General features: G+C 38.1%; 17 protein-coding genes. 5 read left to right on the forward strand and 12 right to left on the reverse strand.

Features of this window, described 5'->3' with window-relative positions; translation table 11 throughout:
• Positions 1-61: 61 nt before the first annotated feature.
• From B9T28_RS06640 to B9T28_RS06665, 6 genes are all read right to left on the reverse strand, one after another.
• Positions 62-763 (reverse strand): VIT1/CCC1 transporter family protein, encoded by a 702-nt coding sequence (locus B9T28_RS06640; RefSeq protein ID WP_086203212.1) that lies wholly within the window; start codon positions 761-763, stop codon positions 62-64.
• Positions 764-903: 140 nt separating this feature from the next.
• The gene (locus B9T28_RS06645; RefSeq protein WP_086203215.1) at positions 904-1,545 is read right to left on the reverse strand and encodes a DUF2238 domain-containing protein; all 642 of its coding nucleotides are present in this window, start codon (positions 1,543-1,545) and stop codon (positions 904-906) included.
• A 105-nt stretch (positions 1,546-1,650) separates the two neighbouring features.
• Positions 1,651-3,039, reverse strand: coding sequence for an adenylosuccinate lyase (gene purB, locus B9T28_RS06650; protein WP_086203216.1), 1,389 nt, complete (start codon positions 3,037-3,039; stop codon positions 1,651-1,653).
• A 56-nt stretch (positions 3,040-3,095) separates the two neighbouring features.
• Positions 3,096-3,827 carry a high frequency lysogenization protein HflD gene (gene hflD / locus B9T28_RS06655; protein WP_086203217.1) on the reverse strand — a complete coding sequence of 244 codons (732 nt, stop codon included), beginning with the start codon at positions 3,825-3,827 and terminating at the stop codon, positions 3,096-3,098.
• A gap of 30 nt (positions 3,828-3,857) precedes the next feature.
• Positions 3,858-4,994, reverse strand: a complete 1,137-nt coding sequence (gene mnmA, locus B9T28_RS06660; RefSeq protein ID WP_086203432.1) for a tRNA 2-thiouridine(34) synthase MnmA — start codon at positions 4,992-4,994, stop codon at positions 3,858-3,860.
• Between the two features lie 4 nt (positions 4,995-4,998).
• Positions 4,999-5,484, reverse strand: a complete 486-nt coding sequence (locus B9T28_RS06665) for an NUDIX hydrolase (protein ID WP_086203218.1) — start codon at positions 5,482-5,484, stop codon at positions 4,999-5,001.
• 303 nt (positions 5,485-5,787) lie between these two features.
• Between B9T28_RS06665 and B9T28_RS06670 the strand changes: the two genes are divergently transcribed.
• Positions 5,788-6,003 (forward strand): hypothetical protein, encoded by a 216-nt coding sequence (locus B9T28_RS06670; RefSeq protein ID WP_086203219.1) that lies wholly within the window; start codon positions 5,788-5,790, stop codon positions 6,001-6,003.
• 630 nt (positions 6,004-6,633) lie between these two features.
• Here the strand turns inward: B9T28_RS06670 and B9T28_RS06675 are convergent.
• From B9T28_RS06675 to B9T28_RS06690, 4 genes are all read right to left on the reverse strand, one after another.
• Positions 6,634-7,176 (reverse strand): gamma carbonic anhydrase family protein, encoded by a 543-nt coding sequence (locus tag B9T28_RS06675; RefSeq protein ID WP_086203220.1) that lies wholly within the window; start codon positions 7,174-7,176, stop codon positions 6,634-6,636.
• Positions 7,177-7,280: 104 nt separating this feature from the next.
• Complete coding sequence (dacC, locus tag B9T28_RS06680; RefSeq protein ID WP_086203221.1) at positions 7,281-8,429, reverse strand: D-alanyl-D-alanine carboxypeptidase PBP5/6; 1,149 nt, start codon at positions 8,427-8,429, stop codon at positions 7,281-7,283.
• Positions 8,430-8,545: 116 nt separating this feature from the next.
• Positions 8,546-8,908 carry an MCR_0457 family protein gene (locus B9T28_RS06685; protein WP_252053535.1) on the reverse strand — a complete coding sequence of 121 codons (363 nt, stop codon included), beginning with the start codon at positions 8,906-8,908 and terminating at the stop codon, positions 8,546-8,548.
• Positions 8,909-9,146: 238 nt separating this feature from the next.
• Entirely contained in the window at positions 9,147-9,515 is a 369-nt protein-coding gene (locus B9T28_RS06690) for an MCR_0457 family protein (protein ID WP_086203223.1), read from the reverse strand.
• A gap of 109 nt (positions 9,516-9,624) precedes the next feature.
• Between B9T28_RS06690 and surE the strand changes: the two genes are divergently transcribed.
• The 3 genes from surE (at position 9,625) to B9T28_RS06705 (ending at position 12,367) form a co-directional block, all read left to right on the forward strand.
• On the forward strand, positions 9,625-10,404 hold the full coding sequence (gene surE, locus B9T28_RS06695) for a 5'/3'-nucleotidase SurE (protein WP_086203224.1): 780 nt from the start codon (positions 9,625-9,627) through the stop codon (positions 10,402-10,404).
• A 115-nt stretch (positions 10,405-10,519) separates the two neighbouring features.
• A complete protein-coding gene (locus tag B9T28_RS06700; protein WP_086203225.1) occupies positions 10,520-11,338 on the forward strand; it encodes a peptidoglycan DD-metalloendopeptidase family protein in 819 nt (272 codons plus the stop codon).
• A gap of 96 nt (positions 11,339-11,434) precedes the next feature.
• Positions 11,435-12,367 carry a LysR family transcriptional regulator gene (locus B9T28_RS06705; RefSeq protein WP_086203226.1) on the forward strand — a complete coding sequence of 311 codons (933 nt, stop codon included), beginning with the start codon at positions 11,435-11,437 and terminating at the stop codon, positions 12,365-12,367.
• Positions 12,368-12,439: 72 nt separating this feature from the next.
• Here the strand turns inward: B9T28_RS06705 and B9T28_RS06710 are convergent, their stop codons facing one another.
• A complete protein-coding gene (locus B9T28_RS06710) occupies positions 12,440-13,654 on the reverse strand; it encodes an aspartate aminotransferase family protein (RefSeq protein WP_086203227.1) in 1,215 nt (404 codons plus the stop codon).
• A 160-nt stretch (positions 13,655-13,814) separates the two neighbouring features.
• Between B9T28_RS06710 and grxD the strand changes: the two genes are divergently transcribed.
• Positions 13,815-14,156, forward strand: coding sequence for a Grx4 family monothiol glutaredoxin (gene grxD / locus B9T28_RS06715; protein WP_086203228.1), 342 nt, complete (start codon positions 13,815-13,817; stop codon positions 14,154-14,156).
• A gap of 67 nt (positions 14,157-14,223) precedes the next feature.
• Here the strand turns inward: grxD and B9T28_RS06720 are convergent, their stop codons facing one another.
• Entirely contained in the window at positions 14,224-16,869 is a 2,646-nt protein-coding gene (locus B9T28_RS06720) for an ATP-binding protein (RefSeq protein WP_086203229.1), read from the reverse strand.
• Between the last annotated feature and the right edge of the window lie 7 nt (positions 16,870-16,876).

Below are 16,876 nucleotides of genomic sequence, written 5' to 3' on the forward strand. Positions count from 1 at the left end.
TCCTATGAAGAGAAAGTACATTCAGTATTTTTACAATACTCTGTTGTGGATAGTGATGACATTAAAGGGGATTCACTTGGAATAATGAACCAATCCAACTAGAAAAAGCCATCGCGGCAATGCCCCAAACAGTGACCCTTAAACTCCCTTTGGCTAAAGATGTTCCAGCATAATAACTCGATACAGCCCCTAATGCGGCTAACGAAAGAATTCCTACAATCAAGACCATCATTTCTAAATGTTGGTCAGGGCTGATGAGAATGGAGATCATTGGAAATAGTGCCCCAGCTGAAAAAGATATGGCTGATGAAAGTGCCGCTTGAACCGGTTTTGCCGCGGTTATTTCATTAATGCCAATTTCATCACGTGCATGGGCTTCAAGCGCATCTTTTGCAGTCAGTTGGATGGCGACTTCATGGGCCAGTTCAGGCGTTAATCCTCTAAGAATATAAATTTGTGTGAGTTCTTTGAGTTCTAAATGTGGATTTTTTGCTAATTCTTTGGCCTCAAATTTTAAATCCGCTTTTTCAATATCGGATTGGGATTTAACCGAGATATATTCACCAGCAGCCATTGAGGTTGCCCCTGAAATTAAACCAGCAATACAGGTGATCAGGAGCATATGCGTAGAAGCCCCACTGGCAGCCATTCCCATAACTAAGCTGGTGACAGAGATAATTCCATCATTTGCACCTAGTACAGAGGCACGTAACCAACCAGTGCGATGAATATAATGTTGTTCTGCATGATGTGAATAAGTCATATGCTTAAATTGTTTTAATACTGTTTAATTTAAGCATAGTTGAAATGTACAATTTTGTCATGACATGATTCATTTAGAGATAGAATTTTGAATGACAAAGCCGAAAATTAGAGCTTTAGAGTAAAACTATAAATAATAAATTAATCGGATTTAATTGGCTTCGGTATGAAGCATAGTTGTATGAGTCCAGTCATGATTGCTCCTATCGTTGCCAAGAGCATGTCTTGATGAGCATCCCAAATATCACCTTGTTGACCATTATAGTTTTCGGCTTGTTCTGGTGAGAGACTAATAGCAATCCACCATTCAATCCATTCATAAAATAAACTGCTCGCCATGACAAATTGAATCACCAAAATAAATAATATCTTTGGCTTTAATGTTGGTAACCATACTTGGAATAAACGATAAAAGAAGGGGTAGAGAAATAAACCATAGACAAAATGCACCAAGCGATCATACATATTGCGTGTCCAGCCCATGGCTTGGTTTAAATCAAAATGAAAAATTGATTTTATCCAATCGTTGTAAGGGACGTAGGAGTATACGTAGTGTGCAGCAGAAACATGAATGAGTAAGAATAAAATATAGAACAGAAATGCTGTATAGCTTAACCCGAGCTTTTTTTGACAGAAGAATAGTGCAATTAACATCAACAATGTACCCACTTGATGCAACAAATAAGATTCCATTTCAAGTGGCTGGATGCTTGCAAGAATAATTGAAAATCCTAAAATGGCGAGTAAAAGCCAATGTTTTAAAGTCAGTTTATAATAAATCACTGCATTTTTATCTGTAATTATAATTCACGCATTGTAATTAAAAAGTATAAAAAATGCGAAGCCAAAGCTCCGCATTTTTACATTCAATACATCACTGTATGATGATTAAATTTTAGTAATTAAATCTTTAATCTGTTTCGCTTGATCAGCTGCATTACCAGTATAGGTTGCAGGTGTCATTTCAGCTAAACGCGCACGGTCAGCAGCAGGAACAGCCACAAGTTCATTACCGTTAACAAAATCAACCATCATGTCACGTGTCATAGCTTGACCACGAGTCAAAGCTTTAAGCTTTTCATATGGTTTTTCAACGTTATAACGACGCATAACAGTTTGAATTGGTTCAGCTAATACTTCTTGAGCATTGTCTAAGTCATCATTGATACGTGCTGCATTTAACTCAAGTTTACCCACACCTTTTAAGCATGCCTCAAAAGCGATTAAGCTTTGTGCAAAACCAACACCCATGTTACGAAGCACAGTTGAGTCGGTTAAGTCACGCTGCCAGCGCGAGATCGGTAATTTTTCGCCTAAGTGTGCCAATACTGCATTGGCTAAACCTAAGTTACCTTCAGAGTTTTCAAAGTCAATTGGGTTAACTTTATGTGGCATGGTTGAAGAACCAACTTCGCCATCTTTTAAGCGTTGTTTGAAGAAACCTAAAGAGATATAGCCCCAAACGTCACGGTTAAAGTCGATCAAAATCGTATTGAAACGACGTAATGCATCAAAAAGTTCCGCCATGTAATCATGTGGTTCAATTTGCGTGGTGTACGGGTTGAAATCTAAGCCTAAAGATTCAACAAATGCTTGTGAATGCGCAGGCCAATTGATGTCTGGATAAGCAGAATAATGTGCGTTGTAGTTACCTACAGCGCCATTGATTTTACCCAAAAGTTCAACATTGTTGAATTGCTTGATTTGGCGTGCAAGGCGATATGCCACGTTTGCCATTTCTTTACCCAAAGTGGTTGGGCTTGCGGTTTGACCATGAGTACGAGACAACATTGGTTGATCAGCATGTTGTTCAGCTAATGCTACAATGGCATCAATCAATTTTTGCATAGATTCAACAAGAACATCACGGCCATTTTTCAACATTAAAGCGTGAGATAAGTTGTTGATGTCTTCAGATGTACAAGCAAAGTGAATAAATTCACCTGCATCTTTTAATTCAGCAATCGGTGCAATTTTTTCTTTAAGAAAATATTCAACTGCTTTCACGTCATGATTGGTGGTGCGTTCAATTTCTTTAATACGGTTAGCATCATCTTCAGAGAATTCTGTAACAATTGCATCTAAAGCAGCATTGGTTGCTGCACTAAAAGCAGGAACTTCAGTAATTTCAGGACGATTTGCAAGCGCTTGTAACCAACGCACTTCAACAGTCACACGAGCATGGATTAAACCAAACTCAGAGAGAAAAGGGCGTAGAGCATCACATTTGCTCGCATAACGTCCATCTAATGGAGAAAGTGCGGTTAAAGCGTTCATATAGATTCCTTAAATTTTGGAATTAAACCGAAACGGAAGCTCGTTACAAAGTAGATTTAAACCACCTGATACTGTAATCGAGCGAGATCTTGAATATCTTGAAGTAACTTGCGCTTACTGAAAATCATATTCCATGAGCTACCGCCCAATTGACGCCATAAATGTGCCATTTGTAAGCCGGTAAATAAGCAAGCGCGAATTCGGTTGGTATGCGAAGCATCTTTAAAGGCTTCTGCATTACCACGAACTAAAATACGGGGATTAATCTGTCCTGCAGTTTCGACATAGGTTTGCGCTAAGTTGGCAATTATACTGGGATGTAGATAGTCATTATCGAAGAAAGATAACTGCTTAAGAATTTTTTGTTGAGATTTTTCAATAATTTCAACATATTCGGGTTTGCTATATACTTTTTTTTCTAAGGCCAATAAAGCCATCGCATAGGTCATAGGCAATTTTGCATTTGCCATTTTCGGAATGCGAGATTTGGGTGAGGTATTGAATGGTTGGGTAATACTACTTTCGAGGGTTTTTAAACCTAATGAGATATCGGCCAGCTGACTAAAAAAATCTAAAGTTTGATTCGAGGTATTGTCAGCAGGACGAATATTTAAACTGGCTTTAATCAGTTGCTCAAAATAAAAATGACCACTTTCACCAATGCTTTGTCGTCCTGACACTGCATTCATATGCGTGAGCTGTGTTGCTTGGAACACAGCTGCTAATGCCAACGCACGATTTTGACGTTGATTCAAAGTACGAGGCTGTTGAAAGGGTAACTCAACCATGCCTAAATTCCTTTAAACAATTTTGAAACTTTAATTAATAAAGTCTGGTTTTGGTGCATTGGTATGGTGAATCACACCACCACCTAAACACGTTTCACCCACATAGAACACTACACTTTGACCTGGTGTAACTGCTCGTTGTGGCTCATCAAATTCTACACGTACACCATTTGGTGTGGCATCATCTTTAAAAATTGTACACGTTTGATCGGGTTGGCGATATCGAGTTTTGGCCGTGCATCGGAAACCCATTTCAGGAATCGCTTGTTCGCCGGCAACCCAGTCAATATTTTCACTCCATAATGTGGTACTGAGCATTAATGGGTGTTCATGACCTTGGCCAACCACTAGGCGATTTCCTTCGATATCTTTATGTAGAACAAACCATGCGCCTTCAGCGACATCTTTAATTCCACCTAAGCCGATACCACCACGCTGACCGAGCGTATAGTACATTAAGCCGTGATGTTCACCAACCTCTTTTCCTGTATCTAGAACAATTTTACCAGGTTGAGCGGGTAAATATTGTTTAAGGAAATCGTTGAAGCGGCGTTCACCAATAAAGCAAATACCAGTTGAGTCTTTTTTCTTGGCTGTGGCTAAACCAAGTTCTTCCGCAATTCGACGGACTTCTGGTTTTTCAATTTCACCGACAGGGAACAAGGTCTTATTAATTTCGCGACCGTGTACCGCATGTAAAAAATAGGTTTGGTCTTTATTGTTATCTACACCACGCAGTAAAGGAGCGTATTGATCACCTTTGGAATTGGTCATGGTTTCACCACGACGACAATAATGTCCAGTCGCAATAAAATCTGCACCTAAATTAACCGCATGATCTAAGAATGCACGAAATTTAATTTCTTTATTGCATAAAATATCTGGATTAGGCGTACGACCCGCAGCATATTCTGCAAGGAAATGCTCAAACACACGATCCCAATATTCCATGGCAAAGTTGGCAGTATGTAATTTAATCCCAATTTTATCGCAAACCGCTTGCGCATCGGCAAGATCATCCATTGCCGTGCAATATTCCGTGCCGTCATCTTCTTCCCAGTTTTTCATGAAAAGTCCTTCAACTTGATATCCTTGTTGAAGGAGGAGCGCTGCAGAAACAGAAGAATCTACACCACCAGACATACCGACGATGACACGTTGTTGCATAGGATTAGGCATCCAAATTTGAAATTAAGGGAGAATTTTGATGCTCATAAACGAGCGATAAAGGGTATTTTTGACCAGAAAGTGCATCTTGTACAGCTTTAATCACCAGTGGGCTACGCGCACGGGCAGATTCTAACAGTTCTTCTAAGGTCATCCAAGCAGGACCAATGATTCCTGTGTCTAACGGAGCTTCTGGAAAATACTCAAGCACATGCGCTAAAAAGCAAAATCTATAGTAAGTACGATCTGGAAACATCGGTGGCGTATAGGTATAGATTCCCAATAATGAATCTACTTCTACAGCATAACCAGTTTCTTCCATGGTTTCACGTATAGCTGCCTGAATGATGGTTTCACCAGCCTCTACATGTCCAGCAGGTTGATTGAATACGGTATGGGTAACGCCTTCTGAATGTTCTTCTACAAACAGAAATTTTCCGTCTTTTTCAACAACTGTTGCAACAGTAACGTGCGGAGTCCAAGTGGTCATTCAGTAACACCATGGGAGTAAAGCCATATTCTACAAAATTTAGGGCGTGGTGGCTATGTTGAAAGATTTTTTCTTTGATAGTATGAAATAGATGATAACTCGCTATAAATATTCGCTTATAATCTTGTGAAATAATGGTTACATAATAGGTGTGGAATGTGAAGAGTCGCCAGAAAATCAAAATAGGGTAGGTGTTAGATTTTTTAAAACCTTAAGTGATTGGTTTATATTGATATAAAAATAAAATGCGTATAAGTATATGATGTTAATTTTAGAAATTATTAAAAGTAGAGGGCTATAAATTTGTCTATCCCACTAAGTGAAATTGCAAAATTTACTAATAATCCAGATCTTCAAAAGAACATTCAGGTTTGGGGCGAAGTCTTAGAAAAAGCCCATAAAGGCTTAAATAATTTATTTAATAGTTCGGAAATGCAACAGGCCTTAATTGCTTTAAATAAGATGGTTATAGCTTTTCACAATTATATCAATGATCCAGTTGTTTTCAAAAATCATTAGTCAACATTGTCAATACTAAAGAATTTCAAGAAAAATTTAATGAGAAATTAAAGTAGGAAGTAGACTTTGATCAAGAATTAAAAGTTTTCGAAGAGCTTGTTTCTGAAAAAATTAATCTAAATAAATATTTTCCAACTATTCCCAAAAACGTAGATAAAAGAGAGTTAATTTGGCGAACGCTAGAAGTAATTTTAGTTATTTATAGTCTGTATTTTGGTCAACTAGATCAATTTAATAATTATGAGGAAGCGTATATATTTTATATCAATGGTATTGAATCTAAAGCTGTCACAACTTCTGCAATACATCTAAGATCAGCTCCTGATTTAGCAAGTGAGTCGAAATTAATCATTCCTCAAGGGAATTTTTTGAAAGTCTATGAGGAAAATCATAATGGCTGGGTAAAAATTTCTATCAATTTAAATGGCTTAGGTGCTGATGGATACGTTTGTAAAGACTATATAAAACCTCTTTAATTATTTTTTATCAACCGCTAAATGACTTTCCATTTAACATAAGCGCTTATTAGACGAAACACAACATTCCAAATCGTTAAAATATAAGTGTTATGTTTCATTTTCCAATATAAGCTCAACTTGTGACATGTACTTAACTGAATATTCATAATGATCAGTTAGTAGAATTGATATAATTATTTGCCACTTTTACATAATGTCTTGCCGAATAAGGCAAAAATTCTTTTTCTTTATCTGTTAAAGGGCGGATTTTCTGTACAGGACTACCGACATATAAATATCCACTTTCTAAACGCTTACGCGGTGGAACTAAACTGCCAGCACCAATCATCACATCATCTTCAATAATTACATCATCCAAAACAATCGTATTGATGCCAATTAAAACGCGATTGCCAATGGTACAACCATGTAAGGTTACATGATGACCGATGGTAACATCTTCACCAATAATTAATGGCGACCCATTTGGTTTAGCATCATTTTTATGACTCACATGTAGCATACAGTGATCTTGAACATTTGAATTTTGCCCAATTCGAATATGATTAACATCGCCACGAATCACAGCAAATGGCCAGACTGAAACATTTTCAGCCAAAGAAACTTCACCAATAAGGACTGAGAGATCATCAATATAACAAGTGGAGTCAATTTTAGGATGATGGTCTAAATAAGGACGAATATTCTTTTTCATTGACGTATTCCATGTCTAAATATCTACAGTTGAAACGATTATAAAAGAAAAAGCACCCAAATCTAAGAGATGGATGCTTTCGTCTAATGTTTAGAACGTATTAATTAAAATAAGTTGCTAAAAAACATTTTAATATGGTCAATCATACGAGAGAGGAAACCAGCTTCTTCAACTGCTTTTAATGCTACAAGTGGTTTTTCAGCAATCACTTTACCATCTAAAGTTGCAGTTAATTTACCAACCACTTGACCTTGTTGAAGAGGGGCATTTAAGTTGGGTTGAACTGTGATTTGCGTTTTAATAGCATCTGCCTGACCTTTAGGCATAGTCACATTGAAGTTCTCAGCTAAGCCAATTTGTACTTCATTGGTTTTACCAAAATATACTTTGGCTTTGGCAAGCGCTTGATTTGCAGGTTTTACGCTTACGGTTTCAAAGTTTGAATAGCCCCAAGCCAATAAAGAACGTGTTTGATTGGCACGTTCGTTCATTGATGGTGCCCCAAAAATCACAGAAATTAAACGTAATGGACCACGTTTAGCCGATGTTGTTAAACAGTAGCCAGCTTCATCCGTATGACCTGTTTTTAAACCATCGACACTTGGATCTGTATATAAAAGTGCGTTGCGATTACCTTGCTTAATACCATTAAAGCTAAATTCTTTTTCAGAATAAATTGGATAATATTTTGAACTGTCATGAATAATGTGTTTTGCAAGTGTTGCCATATCTTTTGCAGTTGAATAATGGCCTTCTGCTGGCATACCTGTCGCATTAATAAAATGCGTATTGGACATTCCAATTTTTTTAGCTTCTTGGTTCATCTCATAAGCGAATGAACCTTCATTTCCAGAAATATGCTCAGCCATCGCTTTAGAGGCATCATTTCCAGATTGAATAATAATTCCGCGTAGCATTTCAAGAACAGTTGCAGTGCCATTCAAAGGGACGTACATACATGATTCAGTACTGCTGCCTCTACACCATGCTGACTCATTCATGCGAACTTTTTCATTCTCGGTGAGTTCGCCTTTTAATAGTTTTTGTTCAATGATGAAGCTAGTCATCATTTTAGTCATAGACGCAGGGGCTAATTTTTCATTTTCATTTTTTGCTGCGAGGACTTGCCCTGTTTCATAATCCATCAAAACGTAAGATTTATTATTTAGTTCTGGTGGAGTAGATAAGACAGTTGCTGCATAGGAAAATGAAGGTAGGACTAATAATGCAGCAATGGCGCTTTTTCGGGTCATTCTAGGTAGTTCCAATCTTATGTAAGCACTAAAATAGCTTTGCATTTTAGGGTAAAGCCAAGCCGACTTCTATACATGAAACCGGCTTATTGCTGACTTATTGTAACTAATTCATTTTAAGCGTTGTAATTTAAGACATCTTTACAAACTTCAGTATTTTCAGCATTGCCTGCTTTTTTCGCATCTTCACGTGCTTCGGTTAATGCTTTTTGAAAATTGGCCTGTTTGCTTAGGTTGGTTATTGCGGCGGCTGGGTTTTTTTCTTGAGGTAGATACTCTTTGAGTAAATTAGCATAACCCTCATCAAATTCTTGATTTTTTTCAATTAAAGCTGGGCAAATTTCAGAGAGAACAAAGATTGCGGCAAGTTCTTCTGCACTGACTTGTTGTTGTGTTACTTCAATATTTTCCGCATGTTCTTCAGTTTTTTGTTCTGTTGCATAAGCGTGCGGTAATAGAGTGAATGAAGCCGCTATCATTCCTAAAGCACACAATTTTGATGATATCTTGAATAGTTTGGAAAACATGAAAAACCTAAAAGAAGTAACTTTATGATTTGTGTAGATTAAACAATTTTGATGCAAAAAAAATAGCAAAAATGTATTGAAGATGTTGGTTTGTTACGATGCTATGGATATTTGCCCTATACAATTTATTTTAAATTGTTAAATTTAAGCATAGGGCAATGTCTTGAAAATAAATAAAATACTTGGAAAATTAGTCGTTAATTTCTAAGATTTCACCACATACAGATTTTTGTTCATCTTGATCTACTTCAGCAGCATCGGCAAATGCTGCTGCTAAAATAGCTTGATATTCAGAATCTTGAGCTAATTGAGCAAGGGTCGTGCTTTTGACTGACATATTTTTCAAATAAGACTCACTTAATTGCTGCATTTTTTTTTCTAAAATAGCATTTTTTCCCAAAATTTTTGGGCAAACTGTGGCTAAAACTTGTGCTGATGCAATATCTTCTTTAACCAGTGAGTCAGATTCTGCTGTCGTTAAGCTTTCTGCAAAAGCAGAATGAGCGGATAAAATAAAGAGACTTAAACATAAAATGCGATTAAGTGAACGAGTAGACATGATTTCCCCACAAATTTGGTATAAATTTAGCGAGCTAACTATATATAATTATTCAATAACTTAAAATAAAATAACTCACTAGTCATTTTATTGCTTATCGAGAATTAATGTGAATATTTTAATTGCCAATGATGATGGTGTATTTGCACCAGGTCTCCAAGCACTCGCCAAGGCATTGCGTCCTTTGGGTCGTGTTGTCATTGTTGCGCCCGAAAGTGAACGGAGTGGTTTTTCGAGTGCTTTAACTTTAGACCGACCACTTCGCCCGATTCAAGTCGCACCTGATATGTGGGCTGTAAATGGAACACCTGCGGATTGTGTTTATTTGTCGATGAATGGGCTATTTGATATTGAATTTGATTTGGTCGTTAGCGGGATTAATAATGGTGCAAATTTAGGCGATGATGTGCTGTATTCAGGTACAGTTGGGGCTGCATTTGAGGGGCGTTTGATGAAACAAGCGGCTATCGCTGTATCCTTAGCAGGAACGAATGTGCGCTCTTATGAACGCCCTGAAGAATATGCACAAGCGGCCCAATGGGTGCATGATTTTATTGCGAAGGGTATTCCGCAATTACCGCCTCGTCATATTTTAAATATTAATATTCCTGATGTGGCTGAAATTCAAGGTGCACAAATTACCTATCAAGGACGAAGAGTTCAATCTAAACCGATCAGTAGCCATGTTGATCCGCGTGGTCGTCAAGTATATTGGATTGGTCTTGCTGGAGAGGCAATCACCGATCCGAAAAAGAACTTAATGCCTGTTCAGTCCGATTTTTTTGCTATCGCAAATGGTTTTGTAAGTATCACACCAATTCAAATGGATGCCACTAATTATGGAATATTGGCAAGTTTGCAAACGCAAATGCTGCAAAATACGAAATAATTGCGACAAAATGTTATAAGTTTGTGAAAAAGTAGAATTTCACAGGGAATCTCCATACTTTTTTGATAGTCTTGAGTTAATTTGAAGATTAATTTTAAATGTGAGAGGGAAATCAATGCTTTTGGCTCAACCACAGTACGTTAAAAAAATGTCTAAAGTATGGGTAAACATTGCTTTAATGGCTGTCGCAATGACTTCAACTTTGGTATTCACAGGCTGTGCATCGAAACCACAAATTCATAATACTGTGCGTTATGCCAATGCACCAGAGTATTATACGGTTCGTTCTGGTGATACTTTAAGTGGAATTGCGACTCGATATGGTTTGAGCTACACCAGTGTTGCTGAAATGAATGACATTGCTGAACCCTATCGGATTTATGTTAATCAGTCACTTCGATTAAAAAAATCTGGAAGTATGCAAAATAATCGTTCGACGACACAAGCATTGAGTAATAATGAACCGAAGATTCAAAAACAAAGTATTAATCTTCCAACCAGTCAAACGAATGCTATAGCTCCTGTCGTTAAACCTACTATTCCAGTAACAGCGGTACAATCGACAAAATTACGCTGGGTTAAGCCGTCGAATGGTGCTGTGATTGATAATTATAATTTAGCAAATAATATCAAAGGGATACATTTTGGTGGGAATCAAGGCGATCCGATTTTTGCCGCTGCTGATGGTCAAGTGGTTTATGCAGCAGATGGTTTGAAAGAATATGGAAACTTGGTTTTAGTCAAACATATTGGTGGTTACATTACCGCGTATGCACATAACAGCAAGATGTTGGTTAAAAGTGGTGAAAATGTCAGTGCAGGGCAGAAGATTGCAGAGATGGGATCATCAGGTGCAAACCGTGTGATGCTTGAATTTCAAGTACGCTTAGAGGGTAAACCGATTAATCCAGCCAGTATTTTACCAACTAATTAAATATTTTTAATGCAAAATGTAAATTTCTTCGTATAATACAAAGAGTTGCTTTTATTAAAAAACAGAGAAGTAGCTCATAATTTCAGAGGGAAATTTATGTTAGATCAACTTCGAGCAATGGGTGTTTTTGCTTGTGTTGTTGAAAAAAGCTCGTTTAGTGGTGCCGCACGGGATTTGGGCATCACTACCAGTGCAGTAAGTCAACAAGTTCGTTCATTAGAAAACGAAATGGAAGTTACGCTTCTGCATCGTTCAACACGAAAATTGAGTTTGACTGAAGCTGGACAAGCTTTTTTCCACAGCTGTCAAGAAATGCTTGCCGCGGCAGAGCGTGGCAAAATCCGTATTAATGAGTTGAGAGATGATTTAGTCGGTGAATTACGTATTGCAACCACCCCAGAGTTAGGTGCAACACATGTTGTTCCTGCTTTATCACATTGGATGTCTGCGCATCGAGGTTTGACAGTACATTTTGAAGCAGATAATCAGTTTATTGATTTAATTCAAGAACGTATTGATATTGCAATTCGAATGTGCGCAAAAATTGAAGATTCAAATCACTTAAGCTCAATGCCACTTGCTCGTGTCGAGCAAGTTTTAGTGGCTTCGCCAAGTTATTTAAATCAGACTTCACCCATTTCACGTCCTGAAGACTTAATGCATCATGATTTAGTCCCAGTGAATATCATGAAAAATTATCAACACTTCAGTTTTCAGCATGGTGCGACGGGCGAAATTGTTCATTTAGAAATGAAAAATCGTTTGCAAACCAATAATGTATTTGTTGCAAAATCACTCTGCCAAAATGGACATGGTATCGCACGTATTCTTTACTTAGATGTACAAAAAGAATTGATGAATGGTTCTTTAGTTGAAGTATTACCTGAGTGGAAATTACCGGCCTTTACTTTGAACGCAATGACATTAAAACGTGAACAACAACCGATGAAAATTCATCGTTGTTTAGATGCTTTGAAACTGTATTTTAGTCAGTTACCTGGTGGACGAGTTTATCAAGAAGCTTCTTAAGCTCTCTTTCATTAGCCAATTAAAATGCAATTAAAAAAGCCGCTGAATCAGCGGCTTTTTTATGGTTTTTATTTATACAGCAAGAAAGTTTTTAATGGCTGGTACTAAACGTTTGAGTAAATCATCTGCTTGTTCATGGGTCATATTTAAAGTAGGCAATAAACGTACGACATTGCCTGCAGTTACATTAATAATGAGATGATATTCATCACGTGCGATCTCAACCAATTCGGAACATGCTTTGGGTAATTCAATCCCAATCATCATTCCAAAACCACGAACAATGACATTTTGATCAGCAAGTTGAGTACGGAGTTGATCGACTAAATAACTGCCAATCTCAGCTGCATTGGCTACAATATTTTCTTTTTGCATTAAATCAATAACGGTATAAACCACACGAGAACCTAAAGCAGTTCCACTATAAGTAGAACCATGGTTGCCTGCGGTTAACACGCCTACGCCACGCCCTTGAGTCATAACTGCACCAATGGGGAAGCCATTGCCTAGGCCTTTGGCTGTGGTTAATACATCGGGAATAATGTTGGTATGTTGATACGCAAAGTATTTACCAGTACGACCATTACCGGTTTGGACTTCATCTAACATCATTAACCAATTGTGTTGATTGCAAATCTGACGAATTTCTTCTAGGTAGCTAAAGCCTTGAGGTGCTGTATTGACACCACCTTCACCTTGAATGGGTTCAACTAAAATAGCGACGATGTCTGGATGATGAATAGCTGCTTCTTCAATTGCTTCAATATCACCAAAAGGAACACGAATAAATCCTTCAACTAAAGGACCAAAACCTTCTTGAATTTTTTTATTACCAGTCGCTGCAAGTGTTGCCATGGTGCGGCCGTGGAAAGAACGATCTGCGACAATAATTTTCGGATGAGCAATGCCTTGTAAGAAACCAAATTTACGTGCAATTTTAATGGCACCTTCATTTGACTCTGCACCACTATTGGAGAAGAAAATTTCTTCCATGCCTGAAACTTCAGCAAGTTTTTGTGCAGCAGCAGTTTGCCAAGGAACTTCATAAATATTACTAGTATGAATAAGTGTTGCAGCTTGTTCTGCAATCGCTTCTGCAATGACAGGATGTGCATGACCTAAACCACAAACAGCAATACCTGTGAGTGCATCTAAATATTCAGTACCATCTTCAGTATAAAGATAAGAGCCTCGACCACGAACAAAGCTGATCGGTTGACGACCAAATACAGGCATCAAATGAGAGGGTTGATCAGGTTGTACCGGAGCGAGGGTGATGTTATTCATAACTAACTCTTATCTGCTAGGTGGAAAATAAAAGTTTATATAAGCAAAATCTATCAGATATTTAAAGCCTTAATACAAATTAAATTGGAAATAATTTTCAACAAGTATTCTTTATTGTGGTTTTAGGTATAATGCAGGCAGATGAGTTGAGGATTTATCAATGACTGAACAAGTGCGCGATACAGAAGCGTTAATTCGCGATCAAATTGCTAAACATGCTGTACTTCTTTACATGAAGGGTACTCCACAATTTCCACAATGTGGTTTTTCTGCTCGTGCAGTTGAAGCACTTAGCCAAATTGGTCGTCCATTTGCTTATGTCAATATTTTGGAAAACCAAGATATTCGTGCTACTTTGCCACAAATTGCAAATTGGCCGACATTTCCGCAATTGTGGATCAATGGTGAATTGATCGGTGGTAGCGACATTATGTCTGAAATGTTCCAAAATGGTGAGTTAAAACCATTAGTAGAACAATATAGTCCTGCACCAGAAGCTTAATTTAAAGCTGAAGATATTAAAAAAGCACCTAATTAGGTGCTTTTTTATGTTTAAGGATCAGCTACGATTATTTAGTTGAGGATTTTAGATGAACTGGAGCATCTTGTAATAGTGCATCTTCAATTTTTTCCTCAGCAAGTGGTACAGCTAATTTTTCAGCTTTTTTAGATTTTTTCTTCTTTTTTTTCTTTTTCTTTGGTTTTTCCGTTAGGTCAGCACCATCTTCAATCGCTTGCCAATATTCAAGTTGTTCCATCACCGCTTCATAAATGGAGCCTTTGCTATAGCGACCTTTTTTATTCAAGGTGCCTACAGGGCGAGCCATGAGAATTTCTAATGCTTGGTCAATAGTATCAATAGCATGAATATGGAATTGGCCATTTGCAACGGCATCCATCACATCCTGTCGAATCATTAAGTGCTGCATATTTTGACGTGGAATGATTGCCCCTTGTTTACCAGTTAAACCTTGTAATTTACAGGCATCGAAGAAACCTTCAATTTTCGCATTCACGCCACCAATCGGCTGTACTTGACCAAGTTGGTTCATCGAACCGGTAATGGCCCAAGACTGATCAATTGGAATCTGACAAATGGCTGAAATTAATGCGGATAGCTCGGCAACCGTAGCACTGTCACCATCTACTTGACCATAGCTTTGTTCAAAAGCTAGCGCCGCAGAAAAATGTAGAATCTGTTCACGGCCAAAATGTGCTTTTAAGAAGCTGGACATCAATAGCACACCTTTGGCATGTAAAGATCCACCCAATTCAACACTGCGTTCAATATCGAGAATATCGCCGCCACCTTGATAGACAGATGCAGTTAAGCGAGAAGGTAAACCAAATTCCACGTCAGCGTATTGAATGACTGAAAGTGCATTGATTTGTCCTAAGCGATGGCCGCGAGTTTCAATTAATTGAGTGCCACGAGACAGATCTTGCCAGTATAACTCGCGTAAATAGCCTAGGCGATATTGGCGATGTTTAAGTGCAGTATTGATATGGAATGCAGTCACCATTTTTTCGCCTGACTGAGCAGCGTGATGATGTGATTCACGAATTAAATCGCCGAGGGTGAGTGCATGGAGTGACAATGAACTTTGATCTTCAGCTTGACGACTAGAGTCGGTGAGTAGCGCAGACAGAGCAGAGCGATCAAAAGGCAGTAATTTGTCTTGTTGCACATAATCGGCAATCAACTGCATGTACGCTTGTTCATTTTCGTCATTACGTTGTAATGTGTCGGTAAAATCGGCACGAATTTTAAAAACACTGCCCAACTCAGGTTCAACTTCTAAAATTTGATAATAAATTTCAGGTTCAGCCAATAACACGACTTTCAAATTCAATGGAATAGAGGCCGGTTCAATGGAGATACTACCCGTCAAGGTTAACATGTGCTCTAAAGAAGAGAGTTTTAATTGACCTGATTTCAATGCACGTTTTAAACCTTGCCAAGCATAAGGTTGCTCAAGCAATTGTTCTGCTTCTAAGATTAAGAAACCACCATTGGCTTGATGCAAAGAACCCGGACGAATTAAGGTAAAATCCGTGGTAATGGTACCATTCTGTGTCAGCTGTTCGACATGCCCCAACAAGTTATAATGGGTAGGAAAATCTTCAAAAATAACCGGTGCACCCGTATTCGGCTTATTATGAATCACTACATTGGCTTGATAACGTGAGGGTATACGATCAAAAAAGGCAGGAGAGAACTCATCTCCTTCCTGGTCAAGAATCGTTTCTACATTATTAATGATGTCCTCAGCATACAACTTTAGATAGTGCTCAAGTCCTCGTACAGTTTCAAATTTATTTAAAATAATTTCAAAACGTGGAAGTACCACTTGTTTAGCAATATCACGATTTAACTCAGAGACTTGATCTCGAGCTTCATCTTCTAAGTCTCCCAATTGTAAGCCTAGGCGCTGGAGCTTTTTATCCATATAGCGAATATTGGCTGTAATTTCAGCACGCTCTTTGCTGCTGAGCGCGTTTATTTGCTGCTGAGTCAGTTCCTGAATTTTATCATCTTTGAAATAAACGGGAATAAAGCAATGTTCGTCATCACGATTAATCAGTTTAAGATCAAGTTCAGCGCCTTCTTTGGTCAGTTCAACTAAGACGTGTTGCTGTTCATCCCCAGTTGCTTGACGGATTCGCTCAATCCGATTGTGGTAGGTTTCAGCACTAAAACGTCGTTCAAGCTGTTTTAAAATGGTTTGCCAAGTTTGATGGAGGAGTGTTTCAAATTTACTACCTTGCCCAGCAGGAAACTCTAGCGCGATCGGCTGACGTGCATGCTGAAAATTATTGACATAGACCCAATCATTCGGGGTAGGTATATTTTTGGCATGTTGCATTAGCAAACGTTTAATCATCGTACGTTTGCCTAAGCCAGCAGTACCAACAGCAAAGATGTTGTAGCCAGAATAAGGTAAAGCAATTCCTGCTTCAACTGAAGCTTTGGCACGATCTTGGCCCAAAAAATTATTTAATGGTTTAATTTTTTTGGTTGAAATGGGCATAGATGCCGTGTCAGGGACATGTGAGAGCTGCTCAGGTTTAAGTGCAGTCTGAACCAAGGTCTCTTGGATATCAGGTTGTTCAAATACCGATGGGAATGGTTTTCTAATTTTTTCAAAATTCGTTGTTGTCGTCGTTGTATCCGATAATGTGTTTGGTGCAGTTTGATCGTGTTTTTGGGTCACAGGTGAA

The organism is Acinetobacter silvestris (assembly GCF_002135235.1).
In the GTDB taxonomy this organism is placed as follows: Bacteria; Pseudomonadota; Gammaproteobacteria; order Pseudomonadales; family Moraxellaceae; genus Acinetobacter; species Acinetobacter silvestris.

Coding starts and splice junctions, on each gene's coding strand:
- B9T28_RS06640 (WP_086203212.1), bottom strand. CDS start 763: ATGACTTATTCACATCATGCAGAACAACATTATATTCATCGCACTGGT.
- purB (WP_086203216.1), bottom strand. CDS start 3,039: ATGAACGCTTTAACCGCACTTTCTCCATTAGATGGACGTTATGCGAGC.
- hflD (WP_086203217.1), bottom strand. CDS start 3,827: ATGGTTGAGTTACCCTTTCAACAGCCTCGTACTTTGAATCAACGTCAA.
- mnmA (WP_086203432.1), bottom strand. CDS start 4,994: ATGCAACAACGTGTCATCGTCGGTATGTCTGGTGGTGTAGATTCTTCT.
- B9T28_RS06665 (WP_086203218.1), bottom strand. CDS start 5,484: ATGACCACTTGGACTCCGCACGTTACTGTTGCAACAGTTGTTGAAAAA.
- B9T28_RS06675 (WP_086203220.1), bottom strand. CDS start 7,176: ATGAAAAAGAATATTCGTCCTTATTTAGACCATCATCCTAAAATTGAC.
- dacC (WP_086203221.1), bottom strand. CDS start 8,429: ATGACCCGAAAAAGCGCCATTGCTGCATTATTAGTCCTACCTTCATTT.
- B9T28_RS06685 (WP_252053535.1), bottom strand. CDS start 8,908: ATGATAGCGGCTTCATTCACTCTATTACCGCACGCTTATGCAACAGAA.
- B9T28_RS06690 (WP_086203223.1), bottom strand. CDS start 9,515: ATGTCTACTCGTTCACTTAATCGCATTTTATGTTTAAGTCTCTTTATT.
- B9T28_RS06700 (WP_086203225.1), top strand. CDS start 10,520: ATGCTTTTGGCTCAACCACAGTACGTTAAAAAAATGTCTAAAGTATGG.
- B9T28_RS06705 (WP_086203226.1), top strand. CDS start 11,435: ATGTTAGATCAACTTCGAGCAATGGGTGTTTTTGCTTGTGTTGTTGAA.
- B9T28_RS06710 (WP_086203227.1), bottom strand. CDS start 13,654: ATGAATAACATCACCCTCGCTCCGGTACAACCTGATCAACCCTCTCAT.
- grxD (WP_086203228.1), top strand. CDS start 13,815: ATGACTGAACAAGTGCGCGATACAGAAGCGTTAATTCGCGATCAAATT.